We start from the raw sequence: 25,154 nt of genomic DNA on the forward strand, positions 1-25,154 counted from the left end.
CACTTTTGACCCAGCTATTTATTTTACGCGCTGCCGAGAAGTCCTCCGGTTTTCTGTGGCGTATTGAACACAAAAAAACTTCGGGAACCGCGTTTCAGGCGGTCGGGACCCAGAACCTAAGCACCGTGGTGTCCCCGTTGTAGACGACGGCGGGTTGCGCCGCATCGGGCACTCCCCCACATCGTTCGATGGTAGCCCGGGACGCGGCGTTTGTCTCATTACAGGTAATCAGCGCCTGCTTTATCCCACGCTGGGCCAGCTCGGCGAGCGCGAAACGGCAGAGCCTGGTGGCCACCCCCTGGCCCCGGAAACCCGGTCGCACCCCGTAGCCGATGTGTCCGGCGAATTCGCGCAGGTAGTCGTTTAATTCATAGCGCACTCCGACACGCCCGACCAGCCGTCCGTCGATGAAACCACCGAAGGTGCCCGAGGCGACCCACCCGTCGGGAAGCCCCACCCCCTGGCGGTTGGCCTCCAACCTGTCCACAAAGTCCGCCCAGCTCTCCTTCGCCCCTCGGCCAACCAAAAAGTCGAAGTCATCGGCCTGAAGTTCGGCCTGGGCGGCCAGCGCCTGCTGCTCATCGGCCAGCTCGAATGGTCTGACCTGCCAGGACATTGTGTTCTCCATTCAGCCATTATTCGCGCCCGGGCCTTGAATCGTCGAATTTCTGCAGCCACACTGGTCACAATGGCGGCGCACCTGCCGGCACGGAGGGCGCCGGGAAGGAGCGGGAGCTTGACGATTCCCGATATCGGGCAGCGGCCGCGGGTTCCTGCCGCCACCCAGGTGCTGGTGCTCAGTGCCGCCTCGGCCCTGGGCTGCTACCTGCTGGCCCTCTCGCTGCCGGCCCCGCACACCTGGTTGCTGATTCCCTTTGCCACCGGCACCGGTCTGCTGATCGCTTTGGCCGGTGGCCTGGAACAGGCCTGGATGCGTATCCTGAGTGCCGTGCTGTTGGCGGCCTGTGTGCTCGCCGCGGTGCTGATCGGCTCCGCGGCCCTGTTTTCCTGGAGCTTCGCTCCGCTGGTGTTTGTGCACCTGCCCGCCGCGGTCGCCACCTGGATGCGCCGGCGCAAGGCGATGACTCCCCGGGCAGGGGCCGGCAGACGGTGAAACACTGCCGGCTCGCTGGCACTAGTAGACCAGGGTCCGGCCCCGAACCTGTTCGAACCACTGCACCGTTCCGCCCTGAAGGCTGAAGACCTGCGCATCCGGGCGCTCTTCGCTCAGGATGCGTGCGGCACGCTGGGAACGCACCCCGGACTTGCAGGCCAGCACCAGCTGGTCCGCCGTGGCCAGCCCATCCAGCGCCGCCCAGCCCTGCTCCGTCAGCCGTTCCAGGGGGATGTGCACGCTGCCGGGGATGCTTCCCATTTCGCGTTCCCAGGCTTCACGCACGTCCACCACCAGCACCTGGTTTCGTCCCTGCCCGTCCTGCAGTTGCCCGGCATCAATCTGCCGTACCGCGGCCGGCAGGGCGCACCCGTGCTCGTAGTCCTGCAGCTCGGTGACGGGCTGGCGATGCGGGTCCGCGGCAAAACGCAGGATGTCGGTGGTGGCTTGCAGGGCGTCGTAGCGCCAAAAGCGACCGATCAGGGGTTCCCCGATCCCGCAGATCAGTTTCAGCGCCTCGGCGGCCATGGTGGAGCCCACCACCCCGCACAGCGCCCCGAACACCCCGCCTTCGGCGCAGCTGGGCACCGAGTCGGCGTCGGGGATTTCCGGGAACAAATCGCGCAGCATCGGGCCGCGGCCCGGGGCAAAGACTGACACCTGGCCGCTGAAGCGGAAAATGGTTCCCCAGATCAGTGGGGTGCCGCTCAGCTCCGCGGCGTCATTGGACAGGTAACGGGTGGCGAAGTTGTCGGTCCCGTCCAGCACCAGGTCGTGGGCGGCGAACAGTTCCACCGCATTGTGCCGGGTGAGCTTGTCCACGACGGCGGTGAGGTTGGCCTGCGGGTCCAGGCGCAGCGCGGCCTGGCGCGCCGACTCCGCCTTCGCCCGGCCCAGGTCCTGGTGCCGGTGGATCACCTGGCGCTGCAGGTTGGAGGCTTCCACCACGTCATCATCGATGACGCTTAGCTGCCCCACCCCGGCGGCGACCAGGTAGTTGATGATGGGGGCGCCCAGTCCCCCGGCCCCCACCACCAGCACCCTGGCGTTGCGGATCCGGCGCTGGCCCTCGGGCCCGACCCCGGGCAGCGTCAGGTGCCGGGAGTAGCGGGCCAGCTGGTCCGGCGTCAGTTCGGGGCCCGGGGCCACCAGCGGTTCCAACGGGCTCATGAGAACTGTCCCGCCAGGCTTTGCATGGTGCCCTCGACCGGGGAGGAGGCCAGGGCCAAGTCCCGTTTGGGGATGCGCCCGGCCAGCCGGGCGGCCCGTCCGGCGCTGACCGCGTCCCGCATGGCCGTGGCCATCAGCGGGGCGTTGTGCGCCCGGGTTACCGCGCTGGCCAGCAGCACCGCCTCACAGCCCAGTTCCATGGCCAGGGCCGCGTCCGAGGCGGTGCCCACCCCGGCATCCAGGATCACCGGGACGCTGGCCCGGTTCACGATGGTGGCGATGTTGTGCGGGTTCAGGATGCCCAGCCCGGAACCGATCGGGGCGCCGGCCGGCATGATCGCCGCGACTCCCACATCATCCAGTCGCTGGGCCAGGGCCGGGTCGTCATTGGTGTAGGCAAAGACCTGGAACCCGTCGGCCACCAGCTGTTCGGCGGCGGTAAACAGTTCGATCGGATCCGGCAGCAGGGTGTGCTCGTCGGCGATCACCTCCAGCTTGATCCAGTCCGTTTCCAGGGCCTCGCGCGCCAGCCTGGCGGTGAGCACCGCATCGCGGGCGGTGTAGCAGCCGGCGGTGTTCGGCAACGTCAGCACGCCCAGGCGCTGGAGCATGGCGAACACCGAATCCCCACCGGCTGCGGCATAGTGCCTGATGGCCACGGTGGTGACCTCGGTGCCCGAGGCGACCAGGGCCTCTTCCAGGGTGCTTAGGGAGGTCGCTCCCCCGGTGCCCATCACCAGGCGGGAGCGCAGTTGTGCCCCGGCAATGCTGAAGACATCTTCGGGCGTGTGGGGTGCTTCGTTGCTCTGGGTCATCTTCCTCATCCTCCCTGTGCGGCGGTGACCAGGTCGATGCGCGCCCCGGGCGCCACCGTGTGGCTGGCCCAGGCGCTGCGCGGAATTACGTCCCCGTCGATGGCGAGGGCGATTCCCAGCCGGGAGCCGTCCACGGCCAGGCCTTGTTCGTTGATGAGCTTTTTGGTGTGCCCGGCGACGATGTCACGCACGGTGGCCCCGTCGGGCAGGTTCAGTCTCTGGCCGTTGAGCTGCACCTCGATCTCGGTGATTTCAGGCATTGCGTCTCGTGCCTCTCTTTCTGGTTGCTTTGGCTTTGTCTGGTGGCGCTCACCGGGGTGGCGGGCGGCGCCGGATGTCTGGGGTTGCCCGGGTTCGGGGCCGGCTGCGCGGCGGACAGGACCGCCTGATCGGGTGACCGGGATCAGTGGCTGGTGCTGCTGGCCGCGACCGGAAAGCGGTGCAGCCCCAACAGCCCACGGTGCGTCCCCGGGTCGGCGCCCAGCAGCAGGTCACTGGCGATCCGGGCGCCCAGGGGTGCCAGCAGGACGCCGTGGCGGAAGAACCCGTTGCTCACCACCGTGTGCGCGTCCACCCGGTCGATGATGGGCCGGTCATCGGGGGTGCCGGGCCGGGGCCGGGCGATCACCTCACGCAGGGAGGCGTCCATGATCCCGGGCACCAGGCGCCGGGCATCATCCAGCAGGGTGTACAGCGCCTCCACACTGACCAGGTCGTTGCCGTCCTCGCGGCTGCTGGCGCCAAGCACGATGCTGCCGTCGCTGCGCGGCACCAGGTACACGTTGCGCCGGTGCACCACCCCGCGCACCGTGTGGGTGAGCAGCGGGTGTAGGTGGGCCGGCAAGTGCAGGCGCAGGATGTCGCCGTGCACCGCCCGCAACGGCAGCCGCGGGGTGCCGGGCACCTGTCCCAGGCCCGTGGCCAGCAGCACCTGGTCCGCCTCCAGCACCCGCCCGGTCTGGGTGTGCACCCGCGCCGTGGCGCCGCAGTGCTCCACTTCGCTGACCTGCTCCCGGATCAGGTCCTGCCCAAAATGCTCGATGAGGATGCCGGTCAGCGAGCGCGGATCGACCTGGTGGTCCTCGGGGAATACCAGGGCTCCGGCGATGTTCCCGGCCAGGGCCGGTTCCCTGCGCCGCGCCTGGGAGCCCAGCAACATTTGGGTGGGCAACCCCAGCCGGTGGCGGACCTCCTCCAGCTCCGCCAGCGCCTGGCGGTCGGCGGCCTCGGCGGCGACGACCATGGTCGGGTTTTGCCGGTACGCCACCGTCGCACCGGTGGCCTGCTGCACGCGCGCCACCAGTTCCGGGTAGAGCTGCGCCGAGTCGGCCATCATCTGGTGCAGCCGGTCCTGTCCCCAGACGATTTCCGCGGCCGGGGCCAGCATGCCCGCCGCCGCATGGCTGGCGCCCCCGGCGGGGTCAGGGTCGCAGAGCGTGACGCGCACCCCGCGGCTGCGCAGTTCAAAAGCGGTACATAGTCCGGCGATCCCGGCACCAACGATCACGACATGCATCAGGGCACTTTCCTTCCTACGGCGGCATGACCCGCATCAGGTGTGGCGGTCGGCACGAAGCCCTCTCAGCCCGGATCAACAGATCGCGCAGGCTCCCGCGGAGTTAGAAGGATTATAGGCATGGTGCAGCTCACAAACACCAATTGCATGACGGCCGGTCCCGCCGGCGGGCCGCCGCACACACAACCCGTGGTTCACTGGGAGGCATGAACGCATCCGGCACCACTCACAACGCGCAGTCCTACCCCCGGCTCCTGGAGCGCAGCGACCCGTTGGCCCAAGAGCTGCTGGCCCTGGAAGAGCAGTTGCTCTCACCAGCGGTCCGGGGGGATGCGCAGCAGCTGGCTGTGCTGCTGCACGAGATGTTTGAGGAGGTGGGGGTCTCGGGCCGGCACTACACGAAGGACGAGATCATCGCGCTGTTGGCCACCCAAACGCGCACCGATAATCCCCCGGCCGCCCTGCACGCCCCGAGCCTGTTGGCCTTGTCCGAGCATCAGGTGCTGCTGCGCTGGCAGAGCACCGGGGTGCGTACCGCCCACCGTAGTTCCCTGTGGCAGTTGGAGCGGGGACGCTGGCAGCTGCTGTACCACCAGGGCACCGCCAGTGCCGTTGGCGCGCAGCAGCAGTCGACCCCGGCGCCACGCCCGGCCCCAGCCCCGGCAGGACTGGAAGCGACGAGGGCGCGTCTGCGCCCGCTGCGCCCCACCGACGCCCCGGCGGTGTTGGCCGCGTTCACCTCGGATGCGCAGATGAAGCGCCAGGGATCGGTAAGAACCCTGGATGAAGCCCACGCCTACATCGACCGGCTGCTGGCGTCCCCGCAGGAGCAGCGCCCCTACGCCATCGACGTGGACGGGACGCTGGTGGGCCTAGTGTGCGCGAGCCTGGACCGGGCCAACACGCTGGGCTGGTTCTGGTACTGGGTGGCCGCCGGATACCGCGGCCGGCAGCTGGCCAGCCGGGCCGCGGCCACCGTGGCTGATCACCTGCTCAGCAGTGGCGGCGTGCACCGGCTGGAACTGGGGGCGCGGGCGAACAATCCCGCGTCCCTGCGGGTGGCCCGGGCCGCTGGCTTCATCCAGGAGGGTGTGGAACGCGAAAAGTTCGTCATGGACGGCACCCGGGTGGATGTGCTGACCTTTGGACGGCTGCGCAGCGACCCGTTCCCGGCCATCGCCGCCCTGGAGCTGGAACCGGCTCCGGGCGAGGCATAGCTGCGCTGTATCCGCGGTTGGCCCCAAGCCGGGGTGCGCGGCCCGGAAAGGCGGGGGCGCCACCGGCATCAGCCGGCGGCGCCCCCCTCGCGTTCCTAGTTTTCGACCCGCGTGCTGGTCACCGGCGTGCCCAATTCCACGGTGCGTGAGACCGTGCAGTACTTGTCGTGTGAAAGCTTGATGATCCGGTCAACCATTCCAGCGGCCTTGCGCCCCTCCTCGGTGTCCGGGAACTTCAGGTCGAAGGACATGGAAATGTCCTTCATGCGGCTGGCCCCATCCTCGGTCACCTTGTATCCGGCGGCCTCCACCTTGAAGGTCTCCGGTTCACTGCGCCGGGTGGTGGCCACATCAACGTCAATTGACGAGCAGCCGGCAATGGCGGCCAGCAGCAATTCGACCGGGCTGAGCAGCCCCTCGCCCTGCCCGAATTCGATGCTGGCTCCGGTTTCGGTGCTGGTGGCGCGGTATTGGCGGCTGGTGGTGCGTTCGACGGTTACCGCACGTAATTCTCGTTTCTCTTCACTCATGACTCCATCCTGCCACTGTCCCCGCTGGGGTCGGAACCGGAAACGGCAAGCCGCAGCACCGTACCGTGGGGTACACCGTCCGTGGTTTCCGCCGGTGCGAACCCCACCGCGCGCAGGAACGCCGCGACGGCATGCTCCGGCTGACCCACCTCGACCTGCAGCTCAAAGCTGAGCGCTTGTGCGTGGCCGATAAGTGCCCGGCCCACGCCACGGCGGCGGTGCTCGTGGTGCACCCAGAGCAGGCAAAGCCGCGCCCCCTCCAGGGCCAGGGATCCAACAACCTGCCCCTCGCGCTCGGCCACCACCACGCGGGCGTTGCCCAGGTAGACGGCCTCCAGCGCCTGGGCCAGCCGATCCATGTCGGCGGCAGAGACCAACTCGCGTCCGGTTGCAGCCGAAGCCCGCCAAATCTCCAACAGCCCCGGCACCTCGTCCACCGTTGCGATCTCGCGTGTACTGATCATCGCTGCCCCTCCTGTTGCTGCCACCGCTTAACTTCTCCCAGCCAGTGCCGTACCGCGCACACCACCGCGGCCGGTTGTTCCACATGGACGTTGTGTCCGGCCCGCTCAATGACGTGGTGGCTCATCATTGGGTAGCGGCGCTGCAAGAGCCGGGCGTCCTGACTGCCCACAATATGGTCTTGCGCGCCGCTGATCACAACGACCGGGACCCTGAGCTGGGTCATGCGCCGCACGGGGACCGGGTCAAGGTCATAGCGCTTGGCCAGGCGCGCTATGGCCCGCAGGTTCGCGGATTCCGTTCCGGGCAGGATCTGGGCGGCGAAGCGCCGCCATGTTGCCTCGTTCTGCAGAACTGTCATGGTCCGAAAGTTTTCACGTGCCGGCAGAGGCAGGCGGGCCAGCAGCTGGGGATCTTCTTCCAGCACGGTGCGTGGCGGCAGGGTGCGCTCTTCGGTGCGCGGAAAGACCACCGGGGCCAGCAGCCCGAGCCCGAGGATGCGCTCCGGCATCCGGTCAGCTAGTTCCTGACAGAGCAGCCCGCCCATTGACTGCCCGAACGCCACGAACCGGCGCCGCCCCAAATGACGGTGTACCCAGTCCTCCAGCCAGTCGGCCAGCTCGGGCAGACCTCCCGGGGAGTGCAGGGGCGGGGTCGCGCCGTATCCGGGCAAATCCAGGTAGTGCCGGCGGAAAGCCGGTTCGGCGGCAAAGGCTTGATCCAGCATCAGCAGGTTTCGGTGATCCAGCCCGTTGCCGTGCACGATGACCAGCTCAGGTTCCTGCCCCGCCCCCTGCCCGAAGGTCGCCCCTGGCGGCCTACCCGGCATGGAGTCCAGCGGGCTCAGTTGCCTGGTTGTCTTCTTGGACTTTTCGGGCCACCGCCCACGCCAGCAGGCTTTGGCCGAGTACGTAGGTTGAGATGATCCAAAACCCGGAGACCGGGATTTGAAGATCGGTGAAGGAACGAAACGCGATCATCGCGTCGGAGGCGAGGAAGCTCGCCGCACCGGCACCAGCCAGCGGGCCCAGCCCGGTAGCAAGCACGGCCATGGTGCTCAGGGAGATTCCGTAAAGCAGCACCGGGAGCAGGAACTGGCCGGCCTGTGGTGCGCATCGCACGACCAAACCGGCCAGCGCCAGGACGTAGGGCGCCAAACCCCATGGCCGGCACAGCAGCGAGGTCGCCCGGTAGGGCCAGAAGGCGGCGATGTAGGTGCCCTGTGCGGCCAGGAAGGACAGGACCAGTGCGAGAAATCCGGGTTCTGCCCTCACAAAGCGTGGGATGGTGTCCCCCAACCAGGAAAAGACCAGTGCCGCGCTCACCAGCGGCACCAATCGGTGCTGGTGACCGCCGGTGGCGGCATGAAAGGCGGCAGCCAGGGCAGGCATCAGCAGTATTTGGGTCGCATCGGCCAGCAACCCGTCGGGTTCAAAGATCTGCACCCCCAGGTGCAGTGCGCTGCATAGACCAAGCGCACCAACACCAACCCAGACTCCCGGTGCGAGCCGTGAAGCTGCGGAACCCGAACCTGACCGGCCGCGAACACCGTCGCAAAGCCGGTGCTTCCCGGAAATTTCCCCGCACCCAAAGCTGCGCGATCCCACCCAGCGCGGCACGGATTCCTGGTACTCACGGTAGGCCTGGGGGTGAATTTTCTCCAGGGCCCGTTCCTCGGCCGGGATCTGTTTTCGGTCCAGCCACACCCACAGCCCGGCAGCCGGCAGCAGCCCCCAGGGGTTTTGGCGCCATAGTGCATGAGCGGTGACCACACCGGTTAGTCCCAGATACATCGGGTTTCTGGTGAACGCGTTGACCCCGTCGGTGACCAAGACGCTGGATTCCTCCGGCTGGGCGGGATCCAGGGTGGTTCCGGACTGTCGAAACCTTGCCACCGCGGCACCGGCTACGGCTGCTGCGCAGGCGGCCAGCCCAGTCGCCGCGATCTTCATGGTGCGGCTGGGCTGGGACGAGCGCGGCAGCAACCGCTGCGCAGCCACTGCCAGACCGGCGGCCACGGGAGGTATCAGACGGGGCACGTGAGGTAGGTCCATGTCCCTCATCCTACTTCGGTGACGAGGCACCCCAATAGATCCCCGGGTAAATAACTAGTGACTAGTCAGCACGCAAAATTCGTTGCCGGACGGGTCCTGGTAGACCCGCCAGGGCAGTTCTCCCCAGTCTGGGTGCAGTTCCCTGCCGCCCTTCTGACCAATCACGCCCGCCAGGACTGCAGGATCCTCTCCAGGATCCAACCGGATATCCAGGTGCCAGCGGTTCTTCTGCTCCCCCTTGGGCTGTGATTCGGCTGCGAACTCCAGCGTCGGGCCGCGGCCGGATGGGTGCCGCAGTTGGTCGTGCGCTGAATTCGCCGGCCGTTTCCATCCGGTCAGACACGCCCAGAACTCAGCATCGCGCCCCGGCTGGGCCGAGGCCAGCACCACCGTTGCCAAGCCGCCGCGGCTGTTGTCTCTTGCCTCCGATGGTTCAATCGAAAAAGGGTTTCCCTCCGGATCTAGAAACCACCGGGTGGCGTGCTGCCCGATTGCATGACCCGGTGCCTGGGCTGGGGTGCTTGGCTTCCCACCCCGGTGAAGAATCCACTGTTCGGCCTGGGCGCCAGTCCCGGGCCACACAGCGCAGACATGCATTCGTGGCCGCGCGAGCGGTGCCTCGGCAACCGGCTGGAAGCACAGGTCCAGGTAGGCGTCGTCGGCGAATCTCGTGCGGGTCTCGAAGCCCGATGGCGAGTCCGTCAGCTGTTCTGCCTGCAGCAGCTCTTGCCAAAATCTGCCCAGCCGCTGGGGATCGTGTGCGTCGATCACGATATTTTCCAAGAACATGAGCTCACCCTACTCCCCCGATCTTCAGCAAGACAGGGCCACCTTGGGCGCTCAGCCGGCTGCTGATCACTAATACCCCAGGCCCGGATTGCGCGGGCCGGGAGGGGTGTCCTCCACAAATGCCAAGGAGCCAAGGTGTCTGCGGCGCACACCACCTTGGCTCCTGCTGATGAGCACAACGCTCTAGGCTTTGGACCAGATTCTCGTGTTCAGGTTGAAGTCTTCGACTAGGGACAAAAAGGCGACCAGGTCCTCATAGATGGCCTTGGCTACCGCGTAGCCTCCGTCGTTCTTCTTATCGACCTGAAAACTGAAGCGGTCCTCGTCAAGCACGACCGCGAAATACATCCACGAGCCACGAAACGACACGGCGATGTGTTCGGAGTTCATCCGCGCAGCCGCATCGCTGATGGCCAGCATCAGTTGCGGGGTGATCAGATAGCGCGCTTCGGTTTGGTCGGTGGTCCAGCCAACGAAGCGTTCGGTGATGCCGGGATCCTCCAACGTCATCGGCGCCAGACCGGTTTTCGCGGCACTTTCCTCGGTGAAGTTCCGGATGGCCAGGTCGACCGGCCGGCGCGGCAGCAAATAGGTTCTGGAGGTGAACTCCTTGTGAAAGTCCGCCGCGAAGACGATCATCGACGGACCCATCTTCTCGACCGAGCTTTCGAACTGCGCGTATTTTTCCTTCACGGTCTTTCTGACCGAGGCGGGAACCAAACTCAACAGGGAGGAGTTCTGCAATGGGTCGCTTTGGTGCAGTTTCCAGTCACGTCCGTATTGCTCCCGGAGTTTACGCTCTCGAGTTCTGCGGGCCTGACGCTCGAGCCGCTGCTGGGCCTCTTCGCTGAGCTCGACCTTGGAACTCTGCCATTTGACGTCCGAGAGCATGAACTGGGTTTGCCCCAGAGTTCCGATGATGAAATCCTCCTGCGGGGCCCTGGCATCACGAATAAATCCGGCGTTGCTCAGGACGCTGACCGGCATCGATCCCTCCGGCGTGTACTTGGCGCTCAGACCCGCTTCCGAGCCGGTCACTGAAGAAACCCGCAACTGTTGCACCAGCTGCTCGACCATCGGTGCCACCACTTCTTGGGCGTGTTCTTCCGAAGCTGCCTCGAAATGCCTAATGCCGTAAATAACCGAGGGCGCGGCGAGCACGATCGCCAGGACGAATGCAATCATGCCTACGAGCCCGTCGCCGATGAACATGGAGCCCAGGGCCACAACGAACAACAGCAGAGCGATGATGATCGGGATCATCAACAGCAGGCTCTTGCCTCCCCAGCGCCCCATCCACGCGGTTCGTTGAGAGAAATCCCCGGCCGACTCCTGCACCGTGGCCCAGACCGTTTCGAAGTCCGGAACTGAAATTCGAGTTTGCTCGCTCATGACTCAAGAAACCCTTCCAGGTCGTACTGGTTGCGCTTGCGCTGATCCGAGAGCTCAAACAGGTCATGCCCACCAAAGCCCAAAAGCCTGGCAATAATCACCGTCGGGAAGACCTGGCGCGACGTGTTGTAGTCCGTTGCTGCCCGGTTGTACACCCGGCGAGCTGCCTGCAACCGTTCCTCGGTCTCGTTGATGGTGCGTTGCAACAGTTCCACGTTCTGCGTGGTTTTCATCTCTGGATAGTTTTCCAGTGACGCCAGGGCTCCCGGCCCGGAGCCCAGCCCCTGAGGCTTCCCTGCCTCCGCGACGATTTTTTGCTGTGCGTCATCCATTGCGGTGTTCAGTTCCGTTTTTTCTGAAACACTCAGCTGCTCGATGGTGCGACCGGTGCGCAGTGACGTGCTCCCCAAGATGAGGTCCACTTCTTTCTTTACCACTCCAGCGACCGCGTCGGCTTGCGCCTTGATCTGATCAAACCTGTTTTCCAACACAATATCGATCCCTTGCAGGGATTCTGTGGAGGAGTTTCTCTTCGTCACCAGCCGGTTGTAGACGGCAATGGCCCATCCGATGATGAGAAGCACCAGGACTCCGATGATGATCGCCGGAGCCCAGGAAGCGAGTGATGAGTTGCCCATGAAATCACATCCTTAATAAATCCATCCATAGTGGCAAAACTTCCCAATACGCTACCAAACAAGCACAGGGACTTCAGGAAGATGACGTGACCGCAACGACCCCGTGACCTCCGGGCGTTGAAGCTCCCAGCGGATCCGGGTGCTTTGGAATGAGAGCCGAAGGGGCGGCAGCAATGGCGCGTCGCCAATCCCTGCCAAGTCAGAGAGTTAGTACTTCCATTGACTTGTTTCTCTGGCGACAGGTTCAAAGGAGCGGGCCTCGGGGTCTGTGCCGTTTGGTGATGCCGCCATGGCCACCCAAATGACAACTACGCCGTGCACGTCGAGAGCATGAAGCTCGTTCTTCAATACAACTGCGGACAATGCGCGCAAAAAAGCGGCCACCCATTCCAGAATGGAATGTGTGGCCGCTTCTCCTCACGGAAAGGGCCTTGATTCAGGCAATTTCCCGTCCGATCGACGCTGGCGTAAGCAGGGCCGATCAGCGAAAGGTTGTTCGGGGGGTACGGCTACCGGACCCACTTGGCCAGGGCGTCTGCTGAGACCCCGGCCAGCCACTTCTGCCACAGTGGACCGAAGGACACACGGCGCACTCCAAGGGAAGACAAGGCCGGTAGGTCACCCGCGCCGTGGCCCTTGACTGGATCGGCGGTGACGTTGAGAGGCACGCTCACGGCTTCCGCCAGCTGGCGGACCTGATCGGCGGTGCTCAGCCCCACCGGATAGACCGAGCGGGCACCGGCCTGTTCCATGAGCTTGATGCGCTCGGCGGCCTCTGCCAGCGGATCGGAGAACACGTCGGTGCCAAGTTTGACCGCGTCGGTGCGCCCGTTGATCACGAACGCGACCCCTGCCTCGTCGGCGGCCTGTCGAGCTGCGGCGATGTAGTCCGCATGTTCCTGGCGTTCCCGGACGCGTTTTCCTTCCGAATGCACCACGTCCTCGATGTTGGCGCCCACGGCGCCGACTTCCAGCAGACGCTGAATCAGCTCAGCCGGCTCCAGACCGTATCCGGATTCCACATCGGCGCTCACCGGCAGGTCGACCGAGTCAACGATGCGCTTGACCACCGCCAGGTAGTCCTGGAAGTCCATGTTCTCCCCGTCGGAACTTCCGATCGCGTCGGCCACGGGGTGGCTTCCGACGGTCAGTCCCTTGAAGCCGGCATCAGAAGCCATCTTCGCGCTCCACGTATCCCACACCGTGGGCAAAACGATCAGCTCGTTGGATGCGTGGGCATCGGCGAATACTTGAGCAAGCCGTGTTACGTCGGACATTTGATTCTCCTTCAGTTGGCTCAACAATCGTCAGCCTACCAGCCGGCCCACCAGGGGAATATGGCGCCAACCGGCCCGGTGCCACACCACGGCCACGAGGAGCACATGCGGCACATAGAGCTCGGCCGATCCCAGCTCGATACTCTGCCGGTGTTCGGACAGCAAGAACTCATGGGTTGCCGCAACGGCGCTGCGCCACACGGTAACCCGCTGCGCGAATTCTTCGAGTTCCCACACCTGCCGGATCACGACATCGTGGTACGCAGGCGCCATCATAGGATGACGTCAGCAGCCTCCCGGTTCACTGCGCCGCATTCCTGCAGCCCGACCATGGCAAACCCTCCCCTATCGACTCAAATCCGCGACCAGTCGCTGTGCCAGTTCTGCAGCGGACTTTGGATTTTGCCCAGAGTACAAGTTGCCGTCAACCACAACATAGGACCGCAACGGCAACCGTCCCTTGCTGTAGTTCACCCCCATTTCCTTCAGCTTGTCCTCCAACAGCCAAGGAGCCTTGCGGGCGAAGCTATTGAACAGCTCCTCACGGTTCGAAAGCCCAGTCATCCGCCGTCCACTGAAGGGAGAATGTCCCGCCTCATCGACGGTCGCCAGGACCGCGGCCGGGGCATGGCAAAGCAGCGCCAAAGGCCGACCGGACTCCAACCGTTCCCGCAGCAGTTCCCCAGATCGATGGTCGTAGGCCAGATCCTCCATCGGACCATGGCCTCCGGGGTAAAAGACAAGGTCGAAGTCATCAGCGGAAACCTGCTCAAGATCCACCGGCTGTTCCAAGACTGCAGACACGCGGGCCAGGTTCCGGCGCATCTTCTTGGTTGTTGAAGGCAGCCCGCCAGCCAGACCCAGACTGAGCTCATCGACCACCGGGGTTTTGCCGTCCGGCGTTGCAACGCCACCGACAATATCTTTGAGACAACAAAGTTCATCATGCGCTTCCCGGATTATAAGGTCACTACCTACAGTGAAGGGCTCAAGGCAATCCGCGAGGAATCCAATGCCATCCCGGGTGGCGGCACCAGGTAGAACAGTCCAAGACGTAGGCGCTGAGTCCGGCCCCGCGCCAGCAGACTTCCCGAGCTTAGGATTCGTTATTCAAAGTGCACCGCCGCGGTCAGACTCGGATGACTCAGCCTGAACCGCGCGCACCCTGCCGTTCGTACATAATCGGTGCGATAATCCTGAGACGACCGGCGAGCGCGCCGCTGACCGACGGGCTCGAATCCAATTGGCATAAGGGTGACCCGTGAACACTGCCCAAGACTTCCAGCTGCGCGACGGACGCCGTACCAAGATTCATTTCTCCGGATCCCGGGAATCGGAAGCAAGAACGCTGGTCATGCATTATGGAACGCCGCATAGCGGGCAGCACCCTTCACCCCTCGTAGGATGCGCTACCGATCTCCAACTCCGTCTGATCTCGGTGACACGGCCTGGTTTCCCCGGGGCTGAACGCCGGCCCGGACGCACCGTCGCCGACAGCGCCAAAGACGTCATCGAAGTAGTCGACGAACTGGGAATTGAGCATTTTGCCACCGCCGGATATTCCGGTGGCGGGCCCCATGCACTCGCATTGGCCGCATTGCTCGGCGAACGGGTCACGGCAACGGCAGCGTTCGCCAGCCCGGCGCCCTTTGAACCGGCACCTTCCTCGTTTAAAGGCATGGCCGGCGGGGGTGCCGGATTGCGGGCAGCAGCACAAGGTGTTGAGGCCAGAACGGCGTACCAGAGTACCGCCGAATTCCCTGCGGACAGCTTCACCGCGGCGGACTGGCAGGCCCTGTCTGGCCGTTGGGCCAGCATAGGTCAGCAGGCACAAGCTGCAGCTGACGAAAGTGATGATGGGGAGATTGACGATGATCTCGCCTTTGTTTCGCCCTGGGGCGTGGACCTGGCCGGGGTGTGCGGGGCGGTGGATCTCTATCAGGCAGTGGACGACCATATCATTCCCCTGCATCACGTGGACCTGCTCGCCTCGATGATCCAACAGGCCAGGATTCACAAGATGCACAGTTCCGGACACGTGGCCGTCCTGGATGAACTCCTGCCGTGGATGCGCAGCCTGGTCGCAGATTAGTGCGCCGCGTATGTGGCCCGGCCCGGCCGGTGTTGGCGCCGGCCCCAGGAATGTAGGCTAATGAGAATGCGCCCGATTCTTCCCGCCGATTGGTCTGCCTGGCGCGCGCCCTCTCCACTGGGTGGCCGCCGGCCCGACCGGTCCGATCTTGAGCATGCCCTTCGCTCCGACCTAGGCAGGGACGATGTGCTGCCCTACCCGACGGACGAGCAGTCCGCCGGGATGTTGCAGCTGCTCATGGTGGGCATCAATCCCAGCCCCTGGACCTCCGCCGTCAATGCGCCGTTTGCCCGGCCGGGAAACCGGTTTTGGCCCTCCTTGCACCTCGCTGGCCTAACCGGTCGGCTGGTGGATGCTTCCCGGGGCCTGGTCCCGGAAGATGAGCGGATGCTGGCCGAGCTGGGGTTGGGCATCACCAATCTGGTCGAGCGGCCCACCGCCCGGGCCGCCGAGCTCGCGGCCGCTGAACTGCGCGAGGGGGCATGTCGGCTCGTTGAACGGGTGCAGGTGCTGCGTCCCAGCGCCGTTGCCGTATTGGGCATCACGGCAGTTCGGGCCGCGTTCGAACTGCCACGGGCCCAACTGGGCGAACAGGACGTCTCCGTCATTGACCGCTGGCCCACGAATGTTCCGCTTTGGGTGGTGCCCAACCCCAGCGGCCTGAATGCTCACGAAACAACGGCGAGCCTTGCCGAGAAGTGGCGCCAGGTGTTGGCGGCAAGCACCGCGCGGTCCGCGTCATCCCGGAGAGATGTGGTTGACCGATGAAGCGAGAAACTGATCGACAGGAGAGCTCTTAAAGTCCAGTGATCAGTGTGGCAGCGTTCTCCAAAGCTAGCGGAATAAGCGTGTAATAGGCCCATGTTCCGCGCTTTTCGCGTGCCAGCAGACCGGAATCAACAAGGATCTTCAAGTGGTGTGAGACAGTCGGCTGACCCAGCTGCAACGGCTCGGTCAGATCGCAAACACACGTGCCATCCGCCGGTCCGTTCTTCACGATCGAGAGCAGGCGCAACCGGTTAGGATCAGCCAAGGCTTTCAAGACCCGGACACGTTCCTGGGCAGCGACTTCACTCAACACCTCAGCGGCAGGCGCAGCGCAGCACGCGGCCTCAGCGGCCGCCGCGCTCATGGATGTTGCGGTCATGCAAGCGCACTCCATCTAGATTGACAATCTTCGATGCAAACAATCATACTCGAACCGAAACTGAATATCGATGAATATCAATATTGCGTAAGGATGTGTTCGTGTCTTCACCGACCACGTCGCAGACTCAACAAGTCTCCGGCAAACTCTCTACCCTTGACCGCTTCCTGCCCGTCTGGATTCTGCTGGCCATGGCCCTGGGACTGGGGTTGGGCCGACTCATCCCTTCTTTCGGGCAAGCCGTGGATTCGGTGCAGGTCGCCGGAGTCTCCCTGCCCATCGCTTTAGGACTACTGGTGATGATGTACCCGGTCCTGGCCAAGGTGCGCTACAACGAAACCGGACACGTCCTGGCGGACAAGAAGCTGATGATCACCTCCCTGGTGATCAACTGGCTACTGGCCCCAGCCTTCATGTTCCTGCTGGCCTGGGTTTTCCTTCCCGACCTGCCTGAATACCGTACCGGGCTGATCATCGTCGGGTTGGCACGCTGCATCGCCATGGTGTTGGTCTGGAACGACCTGGCCCGCGGCGACCGGGAAGCGGCCGCGGTGCTGGTGGCGGTCAACTCGGTGTTCCAAGTCTTCGCGTTCGGCCTGCTGGGCTGGTTCTACCTCCAGGTCCTGCCCGGCTGGCTGGGCCTGCCCACCACCAGCGCCGAATTCTCCGTCGGGGCCATCACCCTGTCGGTGCTCGTGTTCCTCGGGATCCCGCTGCTGGCCGGATTCCTCACCCGCACCTTCGGCGAGAAGGCCAGGGGACGCGACTGGTATGAGAACAGTTTCCTGCCGAAGATCGGCCCCTGGGCACTCTACGGGCTGCTGTTCACCATCGTGCTGCTGTTCGCGCTGCAAGGGGACACCATCATCAGCAAACCCTGGGACGTGGCCCGCATGGCGCTGCCGCTGCTGGTGTACTTCGTGGTGGTGTTCGGCGCGGGGATGATCATCGGCCGCGCACTGAACCTCGGCTATGAACGCACCACTACCCTGGCCTTCACCGCAGCCGGCAACAACTTCGAGCTGGCCATCGCGGTGGCCATCGCGACCTTCGGGGCCACCAGCGGCCAAGCCTTGGCCGGGGTCGTCGGTCCGCTGATCGAAGTCCCGATCCTCATCGCCCTGGTCTATGTGGCGCTCTGGTCGCGCAAATTCTTCCCCACTGCTTCTCTGCCGTTGAAAGGCTGAACCATGAATACCAAACCCTCTGTTTTATTCGTTTGCGTTCACAACGCCGGACGCTCGCAAATGGCCGCCGCCTACCTCCAGCACCTTGCCGAAGGCCAGATCGAGGTCCGCTCCGCCGGGTCCGTGCCGGCTGATCAGGTGAACCCCGCAGCGGTGGAAGCGATGCGGGAAGAAGGCATCGACATGTCCACTGACATCCCGAAGATCCTGACCACCGAAGCGGTGCAAGCCTCGGACGTGGTCATCACCATGGGCTGCGGCGACACCTGCCCCATCTTCCCGGGCAAACGCTACGAGGACTGGAAACTCGAGGACCCCGCCGGTCAAGGCGTGGAGTCGGTACGCCCGATCCGCGATGAGATCCGCACCCGTATTGAAACCCTCATCGGCGAACTACTTCCCCTGCGTTAGGAGCAACCCCTCATGATCACTGATCATCCCGTCCTCATCATTGGTGCGGGCCCTATCGGGTTAGCCACCGCTGCGCACCTGCGCGAACGCGATCAGCACGTTCTCGTCCTGGAATCCGGTGACCATGCCGGAGCGGCCATGAGCCAATGGGCACACATCAAGCTGTTTTCCCCGTGGAAATTCAACGTCAATGCCGCAGCACGCCGCCTGCTAGAAACCCCCACGGACACCTACCCCGGTGACTGGGCCATGCCAAGGGAAACCTCGCTGCCCACCGGCGGCGAACTGGTGGAAAACTATCTCAAGCCGCTGGCCGCGCATCCCGAGCTGGCCCCGGTAATCCGCTACCAACACCGCGTCACAGGGATTTCCCGACTCACCGAAACCGGGCTGGGGCTGGATAAGACCCGTACGAACGGACGCGAGCAAGCGTTGTTCCTGGTCCGCGCCCAGACCCCAGAAGGTGTCCAGGACTTCACCGCCAGAGCCGTCATTGACGCCTCCGGCACCTGGAATACGTCCAACCCAGTAGGACGCGCAGGACTCAGCGCCCCAGGAGAAGCGGAAGCTCATGCTCAGGGCCACATCACTTCACCGCTGCCTGATCCGCTGGGCGCTGACCGGCAACTGCTGGCAGGAAAAACCATCCTGGTGCTCGGGGCAGGTCACTCGGCCGCGAACACCCTCATCTCCCTGGGACGGCTCAAGCGAGAACAGGAGGACACCCAGATCCTGTGGGGTCTGCGCGGGATCGCGAACCCGACCAAGCTCTACGGCGGCGGCGCAGCCGATCAGCTGCCCGCTCGCGGGCAGCTCGGTACGAGCGTGCGCCGCTTGGTAGACACCGAACAAGTCACTCTCCTGGAAAACACGGCCATCACCGGCCTGACTCCGGGCGAGCGACTGCACGTGCAGCTCGCTGACGGACGAGAACTGAACGTGGACTACCTTGTCCCTGCCACCGGTTTCCGACCCGATCTGAACATCCTTTCTGAGCTGCGCCTGGAACTTGACCCGGCGGTGGAGGCTCCTCGGCAGCTTGGTCCGCTCATCGACCCCGAATTCCATAGCTGCGGCACGGTCAGCGCCCACGGCGAACAGGTGCTGGCACACCCTGAACCGAACTTCTATATCGTCGGCATGAAAAGCTACGGACGTGCGCCCACGTTCCTTATGGCCACCGGCTACGAACAGGTCCGATCCATCAGCGCACACCTCGCCGGGGATACCACCGCTGCTACCACCGTCGAGCTGAATCTGCCTGAGACTGGCGTCTGCTCCACCGACCTCGGCGGTTCCTACGATGCTGCGTCCATCGACGCGACAAGCTGTGAGACTGCTGAGTCTGGACGGAGTGGTTGTTTGCGCTGATCCGTAACCGGCGACTCTCGGGTTCCCTACCGGAACACTGCACGATTTCACCGAGCCGCGATCCACGAAATGTCGCGTGAGGGTAGCCCCGTTGAATGCCTCGGACCATGGCTACCCACGGTGAGCCCGAACGACGAACACGTGTTAGTTGAAGATTCCATGTTGGTGCTCTTGGCCATGGTGGATCGATGGAGATTTATGAAAGTGATACCAGTGGGTGTTGGTGGCTCTCCAGCTTGGGGTTCCTGAACATACTTGATGTGGCTCGGCTTCCATACGGGGTACGCACGTAGCTACAGGTCACCACCGCCAAACCGCCGTTGACCGCCCGGACTTGTTGCTCAGATCGGCCAGCCGGCCGGGGTGCGACTGGCAGAACCCTGCGGCTTGTCCGTCCACCCTTGCCCGGCAGCTTCCGAGGCGTTAGATTGATCAGCATTCGACGACGCCGTCTGGAGGCACTTTCCGTGGGGCATCAGTTACATTTCACAGTCGACGGCCAGGAGCACACATTGCCCCTGGACCCCCGAACCACCCTGCTCGACGCACTGCGCGACCGGCTGGGGGTGATGTCTGCGAAGAAAGGGTGCGACCACGGTCAGTGCGGCGCGTGCACGGTCCTGGTCAACGGGCGGCGGCTGAACTCATGCCTGGCGCTGGCGCTCTCCTACGACGGAGCCGAGATCACCACCGCCGACGGTCTGGCCGAGGCAGGTGAGCTCTCCGGGCTGCACCGGGCGTTCCTGGAACAGGACGCCTTCCAGTGCGGCTACTGCACTCCCGGACAGGTGTGTTCGGCCGCCGGGGTCATTCAGGAGGCCGCCGACCAGGCGCCCAGTGTGGTCACCGAGGACCTGCAGGCACCGGTGGAACTGACCGACGCGGAAATCCGCGAGCGGATGAGTGGGAACCTGTGCCGGTGCGGGGCCTACATCAACATCGTGGCCGCGGTCCGCCAGGCTGCCGAGGATCCGCGATGAAACCTTTCGAGTTTCAGCGTGTGAGCGACCCCAACGATGCCGTGGCGGCCGTGGCAGGGAATCCCAAGGCGAAGTTCCTGGCCGGCGGCACCAACCTGGTTGACCACCTCAAGCTGGGAATCACCACCCCCGAACTGCTGGTGGACATCAGCCGCCTGGACCTGACCGAGGTGGAAGAACTGGAGAACCAGGGCCTGCGGCTGGGCGCCATGGTGCGCAACAGCGACGCGGCCGCCCACCCGCTGATCCGCCGGAACTACCCCGTACTCTCCCGGGCGCTGCTCTCCGGTGCCTCGGGACAGCTGCGCAACGCCGCCACCACCGGCGGGAATCTGCTGCAGCGCACCCGCTGCGTGTACTTCCAGGACCTATCCACTGCGTGTAACAAGCGGGAGCCGGGCAGCGGCTGCTCGGCCCTGGACGGGTATACCCGCTATCACGCGATCCTCGGTGCCTCACCACACTGCATTGCCACCCACCCCTCGGATATGGCGGTCGCCCTGACCGCGCTGAATGCCACCGTGGTGGTGTGGGGGCCGGAGGGGGAACGGCGCATCCCGATCAGCAAGCTGTACCGCCTGCCCGAAGACCACCCCGAACGTGACACCGTGCTGGAGCACGGGGAGCTGATTACCGCGGTGGAACTGCCGCCGCCCTCCGGTGCACGCTCCACCTACCGCAAGATCCGCGACCGCGCCTCATATGCCTTCGCCCTGGTATCGGTGGCCGCTCTGGTTGACGTCGATGACTCCGGGTCGACCCCGCTGATCCGCGACGTGGCCATTGCCCTGGGCGGGGTGGCGCACAAGCCATGGCGTGCCGAACGCGCCGAGGCGATCCTGCGCGGCAGTGAACCGAGCCTGGAGGCTTTTCGGCGGGCGGCGGACGCCGAACTTCAAGGCGCCGAACCGGTAGCGGGCAACGCCTTCAAGGTCCAGATGGCCCGTGGGGCCATCACCACGGTGCTCGCAGAACTGACGGATCTACAGGAGGCCGACCATGAGTGATCCGCTGAAGGTTTCCTCAATCGGGACCCAACCGGTGCGTTTGGACGGCCCGAACAAGGTGCGCGGCCGCGCCCCCTACGCCTACGAGCATGAAGTCGAAGACCCCCTGTTCCTCTACCCGGTTCAGGCCGAAATCGCCCGTGGGAAGGTGGTGAACCTGTCCACTGCGGCGGCCGAGGCGGCCGAGGGCGTGGTGCACGTACTCACCGCCCAGAACGCTCCGGCCCTCAAGGACACGGAAGACGGTGAACTGGCGATCCTGCAGTCCCCCGCGGTCCGCTTCCGGGGGCAGTACCTGGGCGCGGTCATCGCCACCACCCCCGAGCAGGCCCGCAGCGCCGCGGACCTTATCGAAGTCGGCTATGAACGCGAAGACCACGACGTCCAACTGCGCAAGGACCATCCCGGGGCGCGGAAGCCGCAGTCCGGCGGGGGTGATGTCACCGAGGGCGACTTCGATGCCGCCTTCGCCAAGGCCGAGGTGAGCATAGACACCTGGTACAGCACGCCAATGGAACACAACAACCCGATGGAGCCGCACACCACGGTGGCCAAATGGGACGGCAGCACGCTGACGCTGTGGACCTCAACCCAGGGCGTACACCCCGCCCGGACGGCGATTGCCCCGGTGCTGGGACTGGACCCGGAGCAGATCCGGATCATCTCCCCGCACGTGGGCGGCGGATTCGGGTCCAAGGGCGTGCCGCACGCGGACATGATGCTCACCGCGCAGGCCGCCCGCGCACTGCCCGGACGCACCGTGAAGTATGCGGTTTCCCGGCAGCAGATGTTCTCCATCACCGGATACCGTGCCCCAACCCTGCAGCACATCCGGTTGGGTGCCGGGGCCGACGGGCAAATCACCGCCTTTGGTTTTGATGCCTTGTCAATGTCCTCCCACACCAAGGAATTCCCGGAGGAGGCAACCAAACCGGCCCGCATGATGTACGCCGGGGAGCATCGCCGGCTGACCCAGCGTGTGGTCCCCCTGGATGTGCCGGTCCCGTCCTGGATGCGCGCCCCCGGGGAGGCTCCGGGCATGGTGGGCCTGGAGATTGCCATGGACGAGCTGGCCGTGGCCTGCGGCATTGATCCCATTGAGCTTCGGGTGCGCAATGACCCACAGACCGACCCGGACACCGGGTTGCCGTTCAACCAGCGCCGCCTCGTGGACTGTCTGCGCGAAGGTGCCAGGCGCTTTGGCTGGGCCGCGCGCAGCGCACAGCCGGGCACCCGGCGGGAGAACGGGTGGCTGATCGGGTTGGGCGTGGCCTCCTCCACCTACCCGGCCAGCCGACAGCCCGGATCCATCGCCCGGATCCGGCGTATACAGGACGGCTACCAGGTGACCATCGGCGCCGCGGACCTGGGGACCGGTACCTGGACCGCTCTCACACAGGTCGCCGCCGACGCCCTGCAGGTTCCACTGGAGCAGATTCAGCTGCAGATCGGTGACACCAGCCTGCCCAACGCCACCGTGGCCGGCGGTTCCACCGGCCTGGCCAGTTGGAGCGCCGCGGTCCTCGCCGCCGCCCAGGCGCTGCATGCCGAGCATGGCAGCGATCCGGCGGTCGGGGCCGAGGCCCAGGGCGAGGCCAAGAAGAACCCGGCGGCCGAAAAATGGGCGATGCACTCCTTCGGCGCCCAATTCGCCCAGGTGCGAATCCACGAATCCACCGGTGAAATCCGGATGGACCGGATGCTCGGTGTCTTCTCGGCCGGGCGGATCGTGAACCCGCGCACCGCCCGATCCCAGTTCATCGGCGGCATGACGATGGGGCTGGGCATGGCGCTGCATGAAAAGAGCGTCCTGGATCCGCGGTTCGGGCACGTGGTCAACCACGACCTGGCCGAGTACCACGTCCCGGTCAACGCGGACGTGCCCGACATCGAGGCAGCCTGGCTGGACGAGGAGGATCCGCTGGCCGGCCCCGTCGGTGCGCGCGGCATTGGCGAGATCGGCATCGTGGGCGCGGCGGCCGCCATCGCCAACGCCGCGTACAACGCCACCGGGGTGCGGGTGCGGGAGCTGCCGCTGTTCGGCGATGCCTTCCTCCCCCAGTGAGCATGCCATCGCGTTGACTACGGTGTTTGATCAGGATCAGCGGGCCCCCGCGGACCACGCGGTGGCCCCGGTGGGGCTGGTACTGGCCGCTGGTGCCGGCCGACGGCTCGGCCAGGGTCCCAAGGCCCTGCTGCGGATCAACGGTGCCCCGTTGGTGGTGTCCGTGTCCAGCACGCTGCTCGCCGGGGGTTGTTCCGACGTCGTAGTTGTCACCGGGGCCGGAGCCGCGGACGCCACGCACGTCCTTGCGGGTCAGCCCAGTGTGCGCACCGTGCACAATCCCAGCTGGGTGGAGGGCATGGGGACCTCCCTGCGCCGCGGACTACAGGCCATTGCACCGGATCGGGACGTCATGGTGACCCCCGTGGACCGGCCGGGCATCACGGCCGCGGAAGTTGCCCGCATCATCGCCGCCCATCGGCCCGGACGCATCACGGCGGCCGCCCATCAAGGCCCCGACGGGAGGCTGCGGCGCGGCCACCCGGTGCTTTTCGATGCCCGCTGGTGCCCGGCGGCGAGCGCTGCGGCGCACGGTGATGTGGGGGCCAAGCAACTGCTCAGGGAGCAGGGTGCAATGCTGGACCTGGTTGACTGTTCGGATCTGGAGGATGGCTCGGATCTGGACGTCCCGGCGGATCTTGCCCGTTGGGTCCGCTCCCCGATCCCTGCTCCCGCGTCAGGTGGTACTGGGGTGTAGCGGTTGGCTGCCGCGGCTGAGCGGAAGAATCCGTGCGTGCCCACCTTGTACGGCCAGGATCTCGGCCAGGATCGAGACGGCCACCTCCGCGGGGCTCTGCGCACCCAGCCCCAGACCTATCGGTGAGTGCAGCCGCTTCAGCGCCTCATCGTCCACCCCCGCTTGTTGCAGGGCGGAGCGCCGCTCACGGTCACTGCGCCGCGAGCCCATGGCGCCCACGTAGCCGACGCCGAGACCGAGCGCGCAAGTCAGGGCCGGGATATCGATCTTCGGGTCATGGGTGAGGATGCAGATCATGGTGCGCCGGTCGAATTCGCCCGCCTCTGCCGCGTCGGCCAGGAAACGGTGCGGCCAGGCCTGCACCACCTCGGCGTCGGGAAACGCTGCGGGGTCGGCGAAGGCGGAGCGAGGGTCGCACAATGTGATCCGGAAACCGAGTGGCTTGGCGGCTTCCACCAGCGCCTGCCCGAACGCGTTCGCCCCGACAACCACCAGGTGTGAAGGTGATTCTCGCGTCTCGACGAACAGCTCGACCGGCTCGTTGCTGCCGTCCGGGGCAGCAACCCGCACGGTACCGGTCCGCTCGTGGCGGATCATGGACGCTACCTGCTCCGCTACCGCAGCGAGCGCCTTGGCCTCCACAAGCGGTTCCAGAGCGGCCAGCATCCCGTCCCCGTCACTGTCCCGAACGGCAGCGAGGTGGCTGCGCTGCTCCCGGTGGGTGGAGGGAAGCCGCATGACCATCGCTACCGGGTCGTCCTGGGTTGCGCACTGAGCCACGTCTGCGTCGCCGATGCGGAAAGGCTGCACCAGGACCTCGATGGCACCGCCGCACATCAGGCCGACGGCAAAGGCGTCCTCATCGCTGTAACCGAAGGTGTGAACCGCGCAGATTCCGGTGGCCAGGGCTTCCTGGCAGGCCTCGAACACGGCGCCTTCGACGCACCCTCCACTCAGGGAACCATGTACCGCGCCCGCCGAGTCCACGAACATTGAAGTTCCTACCGGTCGCGGGGCGGAGCCCTGGACCGAAATAATGGTCGCGACCGCGAGATCCCGTGGATTGTCCAGGTCGAAGAGCCGCTGCTGTGCGGCAGTGAGAATGTCCAGCACAGTGCAAAGCCTATCCCGCATCGCATGGCCCGCGAAGGCCCTTGGATCTTGTTCGAAGCTTTGGCCCAAGGAGTTGCTGACACGTCCTCACCATGATCGACCATAACGCT

The 25,154-nt window shown here is 65.2% G+C and carries 28 protein-coding genes and 1 riboswitch; of the genes, 11 read left to right on the top strand and 17 right to left on the bottom strand.

The window, feature by feature from the left end; translation table 11 throughout:
• Positions 1–94: 94 nt before the first annotated feature.
• Positions 95–628 (bottom strand): GNAT family N-acetyltransferase, encoded by a 534-nt coding sequence (locus tag AC6I21_RS10265; RefSeq protein WP_446753619.1) that lies wholly within the window; start codon positions 626–628, stop codon positions 95–97.
• Between the two features lie 108 nt (positions 629–736).
• Here AC6I21_RS10265 and AC6I21_RS10270 point away from each other — a divergent pair, with 108 nt between their 5' ends.
• Entirely contained in the window at positions 737–1,114 is a 378-nt protein-coding gene (locus AC6I21_RS10270; RefSeq protein WP_446753618.1) for a hypothetical protein, read from the top strand.
• Positions 1,115–1,135: 21 nt separating this feature from the next.
• On the opposite strand, the gene AC6I21_RS10275 is transcribed toward AC6I21_RS10270, so the two are convergent.
• The 4 genes from AC6I21_RS10275 to thiO form a co-directional block, all read right to left on the bottom strand.
• Positions 1,136–2,284, bottom strand: coding sequence for a ThiF family adenylyltransferase (locus AC6I21_RS10275; protein ID WP_446753617.1), 1,149 nt, complete (start codon positions 2,282–2,284; stop codon positions 1,136–1,138).
• Entirely contained in the window at positions 2,281–3,099 is an 819-nt protein-coding gene (locus AC6I21_RS10280) for a thiazole synthase (protein ID WP_446753616.1), read from the bottom strand. Before AC6I21_RS10280 ends, AC6I21_RS10275 begins: the two co-directional genes overlap by 4 nt.
• A 5-nt stretch (positions 3,100–3,104) precedes the next feature.
• Positions 3,105–3,359, bottom strand: coding sequence for a sulfur carrier protein ThiS (gene thiS, locus AC6I21_RS10285; RefSeq protein WP_446753615.1), 255 nt, complete (start codon positions 3,357–3,359; stop codon positions 3,105–3,107).
• Between the two features lie 143 nt (positions 3,360–3,502).
• Entirely contained in the window at positions 3,503–4,615 is a 1,113-nt protein-coding gene (gene thiO, locus AC6I21_RS10290) for a glycine oxidase ThiO (RefSeq protein ID WP_446753614.1), read from the bottom strand.
• Positions 4,612–4,724: riboswitch (TPP riboswitch) on the bottom strand. It overlaps the preceding gene by 4 nt.
• A gap of 97 nt (positions 4,725–4,821) precedes the next feature.
• On the opposite strand from thiO, the gene AC6I21_RS10295 reads away from it, so the two are divergent.
• On the top strand, positions 4,822–5,832 hold the full coding sequence (locus AC6I21_RS10295; RefSeq protein ID WP_446753613.1) for a GNAT family N-acetyltransferase: 1,011 nt from the start codon (positions 4,822–4,824) through the stop codon (positions 5,830–5,832).
• 95 nt (positions 5,833–5,927) lie between these two features.
• On the opposite strand, the gene AC6I21_RS10300 is transcribed toward AC6I21_RS10295, so the two are convergent.
• The 10 genes from AC6I21_RS10300 to AC6I21_RS10345 form a co-directional block, all read right to left on the bottom strand.
• Positions 5,928–6,362: an OsmC family protein gene (locus AC6I21_RS10300; protein WP_138926534.1), complete on the bottom strand. Its 435-nt coding sequence runs from the start codon at positions 6,360–6,362 to the stop codon at positions 5,928–5,930.
• Positions 6,359–6,826, bottom strand: coding sequence for a GNAT family N-acetyltransferase (locus AC6I21_RS10305; RefSeq protein WP_446753612.1), 468 nt, complete (start codon positions 6,824–6,826; stop codon positions 6,359–6,361). The genes AC6I21_RS10300 and AC6I21_RS10305 overlap by 4 nt, the downstream gene beginning before the upstream one ends.
• Entirely contained in the window at positions 6,823–7,653 is an 831-nt protein-coding gene (locus AC6I21_RS10310) for an alpha/beta fold hydrolase (protein WP_497762330.1), read from the bottom strand. Before AC6I21_RS10310 ends, AC6I21_RS10305 begins: the two co-directional genes overlap by 4 nt.
• Positions 7,643–8,878 (bottom strand): lysoplasmalogenase family protein, encoded by a 1,236-nt coding sequence (locus tag AC6I21_RS10315; protein WP_497762331.1) that lies wholly within the window; start codon positions 8,876–8,878, stop codon positions 7,643–7,645. The genes AC6I21_RS10310 and AC6I21_RS10315 overlap by 11 nt, the downstream gene beginning before the upstream one ends.
• A gap of 54 nt (positions 8,879–8,932) precedes the next feature.
• A complete protein-coding gene (locus AC6I21_RS10320; protein WP_138177367.1) occupies positions 8,933–9,667 on the bottom strand; it encodes a VOC family protein in 735 nt (244 codons plus the stop codon).
• 183 nt (positions 9,668–9,850) lie between these two features.
• Positions 9,851–11,059, bottom strand: a complete 1,209-nt coding sequence (locus tag AC6I21_RS10325) for a DUF3137 domain-containing protein (RefSeq protein ID WP_497762332.1) — start codon at positions 11,057–11,059, stop codon at positions 9,851–9,853.
• Complete coding sequence (locus tag AC6I21_RS10330; RefSeq protein WP_497762333.1) at positions 11,056–11,697, bottom strand: LemA family protein; 642 nt, start codon at positions 11,695–11,697, stop codon at positions 11,056–11,058. The genes AC6I21_RS10325 and AC6I21_RS10330 overlap by 4 nt, the downstream gene beginning before the upstream one ends.
• A 509-nt stretch (positions 11,698–12,206) precedes the next feature.
• A complete protein-coding gene (locus tag AC6I21_RS10335) occupies positions 12,207–12,974 on the bottom strand; it encodes an isocitrate lyase/PEP mutase family protein (RefSeq protein WP_138926540.1) in 768 nt (255 codons plus the stop codon).
• Positions 12,975–13,004: 30 nt separating this feature from the next.
• Positions 13,005–13,250, bottom strand: coding sequence for a hypothetical protein (locus AC6I21_RS10340; protein WP_497762334.1), 246 nt, complete (start codon positions 13,248–13,250; stop codon positions 13,005–13,007).
• A 69-nt stretch (positions 13,251–13,319) separates the two neighbouring features.
• A complete protein-coding gene (locus AC6I21_RS10345; protein ID WP_446753605.1) occupies positions 13,320–13,856 on the bottom strand; it encodes a type 1 glutamine amidotransferase domain-containing protein in 537 nt (178 codons plus the stop codon).
• A gap of 379 nt (positions 13,857–14,235) precedes the next feature.
• Between AC6I21_RS10345 and AC6I21_RS10350 the strand changes: the two genes are divergently transcribed.
• Positions 14,236–15,066: an alpha/beta hydrolase gene (locus AC6I21_RS10350; protein WP_446753604.1), complete on the top strand. Its 831-nt coding sequence runs from the start codon at positions 14,236–14,238 to the stop codon at positions 15,064–15,066.
• A 186-nt stretch (positions 15,067–15,252) separates the two neighbouring features.
• Complete coding sequence (locus AC6I21_RS10355) at positions 15,253–15,834, top strand: mismatch-specific DNA-glycosylase (RefSeq protein ID WP_446753603.1); 582 nt, start codon at positions 15,253–15,255, stop codon at positions 15,832–15,834.
• 28 nt (positions 15,835–15,862) lie between these two features.
• Here the strand turns inward: AC6I21_RS10355 and AC6I21_RS10360 are convergent, their stop codons facing one another.
• On the bottom strand, positions 15,863–16,213 hold the full coding sequence (locus AC6I21_RS10360; protein ID WP_054820687.1) for a metalloregulator ArsR/SmtB family transcription factor: 351 nt from the start codon (positions 16,211–16,213) through the stop codon (positions 15,863–15,865).
• A gap of 101 nt (positions 16,214–16,314) precedes the next feature.
• Here AC6I21_RS10360 and arsB point away from each other — a divergent pair, with 101 nt between their 5' ends.
• The 7 genes from arsB (at position 16,315) to AC6I21_RS10395 (ending at position 23,931) form a co-directional block, all read left to right on the top strand.
• Positions 16,315–17,400 carry an ACR3 family arsenite efflux transporter gene (arsB, locus tag AC6I21_RS10365; protein ID WP_446753602.1) on the top strand — a complete coding sequence of 362 codons (1,086 nt, stop codon included), beginning with the start codon at positions 16,315–16,317 and terminating at the stop codon, positions 17,398–17,400.
• Between the two features lie 3 nt (positions 17,401–17,403).
• The gene (locus tag AC6I21_RS10370; protein ID WP_138926549.1) at positions 17,404–17,811 is read left to right on the top strand and encodes an arsenate reductase ArsC; all 408 of its coding nucleotides are present in this window, start codon (positions 17,404–17,406) and stop codon (positions 17,809–17,811) included.
• Positions 17,812–17,823: 12 nt separating this feature from the next.
• A complete protein-coding gene (locus tag AC6I21_RS10375; RefSeq protein ID WP_446753601.1) occupies positions 17,824–19,182 on the top strand; it encodes an FAD-dependent oxidoreductase in 1,359 nt (452 codons plus the stop codon).
• A 467-nt stretch (positions 19,183–19,649) separates the two neighbouring features.
• Positions 19,650–20,162 carry a 2Fe-2S iron-sulfur cluster-binding protein gene (locus AC6I21_RS10380; protein ID WP_343832067.1) on the top strand — a complete coding sequence of 171 codons (513 nt, stop codon included), beginning with the start codon at positions 19,650–19,652 and terminating at the stop codon, positions 20,160–20,162.
• Complete coding sequence (locus tag AC6I21_RS10385) at positions 20,159–21,169, top strand: FAD binding domain-containing protein (protein ID WP_446753600.1); 1,011 nt, start codon at positions 20,159–20,161, stop codon at positions 21,167–21,169. Before AC6I21_RS10380 ends, AC6I21_RS10385 begins: the two co-directional genes overlap by 4 nt.
• On the top strand, positions 21,162–23,234 hold the full coding sequence (locus AC6I21_RS10390; protein WP_446753599.1) for a molybdopterin cofactor-binding domain-containing protein: 2,073 nt from the start codon (positions 21,162–21,164) through the stop codon (positions 23,232–23,234). Before AC6I21_RS10385 ends, AC6I21_RS10390 begins: the two co-directional genes overlap by 8 nt.
• A 22-nt stretch (positions 23,235–23,256) precedes the next feature.
• Positions 23,257–23,931 (top strand): nucleotidyltransferase family protein, encoded by a 675-nt coding sequence (locus AC6I21_RS10395; RefSeq protein WP_446753598.1) that lies wholly within the window; start codon positions 23,257–23,259, stop codon positions 23,929–23,931.
• On the opposite strand, the gene AC6I21_RS10400 is transcribed toward AC6I21_RS10395, so the two are convergent.
• The gene (locus AC6I21_RS10400) at positions 23,911–25,065 is read right to left on the bottom strand and encodes an XdhC family protein (RefSeq protein WP_497762335.1); all 1,155 of its coding nucleotides are present in this window, start codon (positions 25,063–25,065) and stop codon (positions 23,911–23,913) included. The genes AC6I21_RS10395 and AC6I21_RS10400 overlap by 21 nt on opposite strands.
• Positions 25,066–25,154: the final 89 nt, after the last annotated feature.

This window comes from Glutamicibacter sp. St.4D3 (assembly GCF_059728615.1).

Coding starts and splice junctions, on each gene's coding strand:
- AC6I21_RS10315 (WP_497762331.1), bottom strand. CDS start 8,878: ATGGACCTACCTCACGTGCCCCGTCTGATACCTCCCGTGGCCGCCGGT.
- AC6I21_RS10375 (WP_446753601.1), top strand. CDS start 17,824: ATGATCACTGATCATCCCGTCCTCATCATTGGTGCGGGCCCTATCGGG.
- AC6I21_RS10275 (WP_446753617.1), bottom strand. CDS start 2,284: ATGAGCCCGTTGGAACCGCTGGTGGCCCCGGGCCCCGAACTGACGCCG.
- AC6I21_RS10265 (WP_446753619.1), bottom strand. CDS start 628: ATGGAGAACACAATGTCCTGGCAGGTCAGACCATTCGAGCTGGCCGAT.
- AC6I21_RS10360 (WP_054820687.1), bottom strand. CDS start 16,213: ATGACCGCAACATCCATGAGCGCGGCGGCCGCTGAGGCCGCGTGCTGC.
- AC6I21_RS10335 (WP_138926540.1), bottom strand. CDS start 12,974: ATGTCCGACGTAACACGGCTTGCTCAAGTATTCGCCGATGCCCACGCA.
- AC6I21_RS10295 (WP_446753613.1), top strand. CDS start 4,822: ATGAACGCATCCGGCACCACTCACAACGCGCAGTCCTACCCCCGGCTC.
- AC6I21_RS10390 (WP_446753599.1), top strand. CDS start 21,162: ATGAGTGATCCGCTGAAGGTTTCCTCAATCGGGACCCAACCGGTGCGT.
- AC6I21_RS10385 (WP_446753600.1), top strand. CDS start 20,159: ATGAAACCTTTCGAGTTTCAGCGTGTGAGCGACCCCAACGATGCCGTG.
- AC6I21_RS10330 (WP_497762333.1), bottom strand. CDS start 11,697: ATGGGCAACTCATCACTCGCTTCCTGGGCTCCGGCGATCATCATCGGA.
- AC6I21_RS10340 (WP_497762334.1), bottom strand. CDS start 13,250: ATGATGGCGCCTGCGTACCACGATGTCGTGATCCGGCAGGTGTGGGAA.
- AC6I21_RS10320 (WP_138177367.1), bottom strand. CDS start 9,667: ATGTTCTTGGAAAATATCGTGATCGACGCACACGATCCCCAGCGGCTG.
- AC6I21_RS10300 (WP_138926534.1), bottom strand. CDS start 6,362: ATGAGTGAAGAGAAACGAGAATTACGTGCGGTAACCGTCGAACGCACC.
- AC6I21_RS10305 (WP_446753612.1), bottom strand. CDS start 6,826: ATGATCAGTACACGCGAGATCGCAACGGTGGACGAGGTGCCGGGGCTG.
- thiS (WP_446753615.1), bottom strand. CDS start 3,359: ATGCCTGAAATCACCGAGATCGAGGTGCAGCTCAACGGCCAGAGACTG.
- AC6I21_RS10310 (WP_497762330.1), bottom strand. CDS start 7,653: ATGCCGGGTAGGCCGCCAGGGGCGACCTTCGGGCAGGGGGCGGGGCAG.
- thiO (WP_446753614.1), bottom strand. CDS start 4,615: ATGCATGTCGTGATCGTTGGTGCCGGGATCGCCGGACTATGTACCGCT.
- AC6I21_RS10400 (WP_497762335.1), bottom strand. CDS start 25,065: ATGCGGGATAGGCTTTGCACTGTGCTGGACATTCTCACTGCCGCACAG.
- AC6I21_RS10370 (WP_138926549.1), top strand. CDS start 17,404: ATGAATACCAAACCCTCTGTTTTATTCGTTTGCGTTCACAACGCCGGA.
- AC6I21_RS10280 (WP_446753616.1), bottom strand. CDS start 3,099: ATGACCCAGAGCAACGAAGCACCCCACACGCCCGAAGATGTCTTCAGC.
- AC6I21_RS10325 (WP_497762332.1), bottom strand. CDS start 11,059: ATGAGCGAGCAAACTCGAATTTCAGTTCCGGACTTCGAAACGGTCTGG.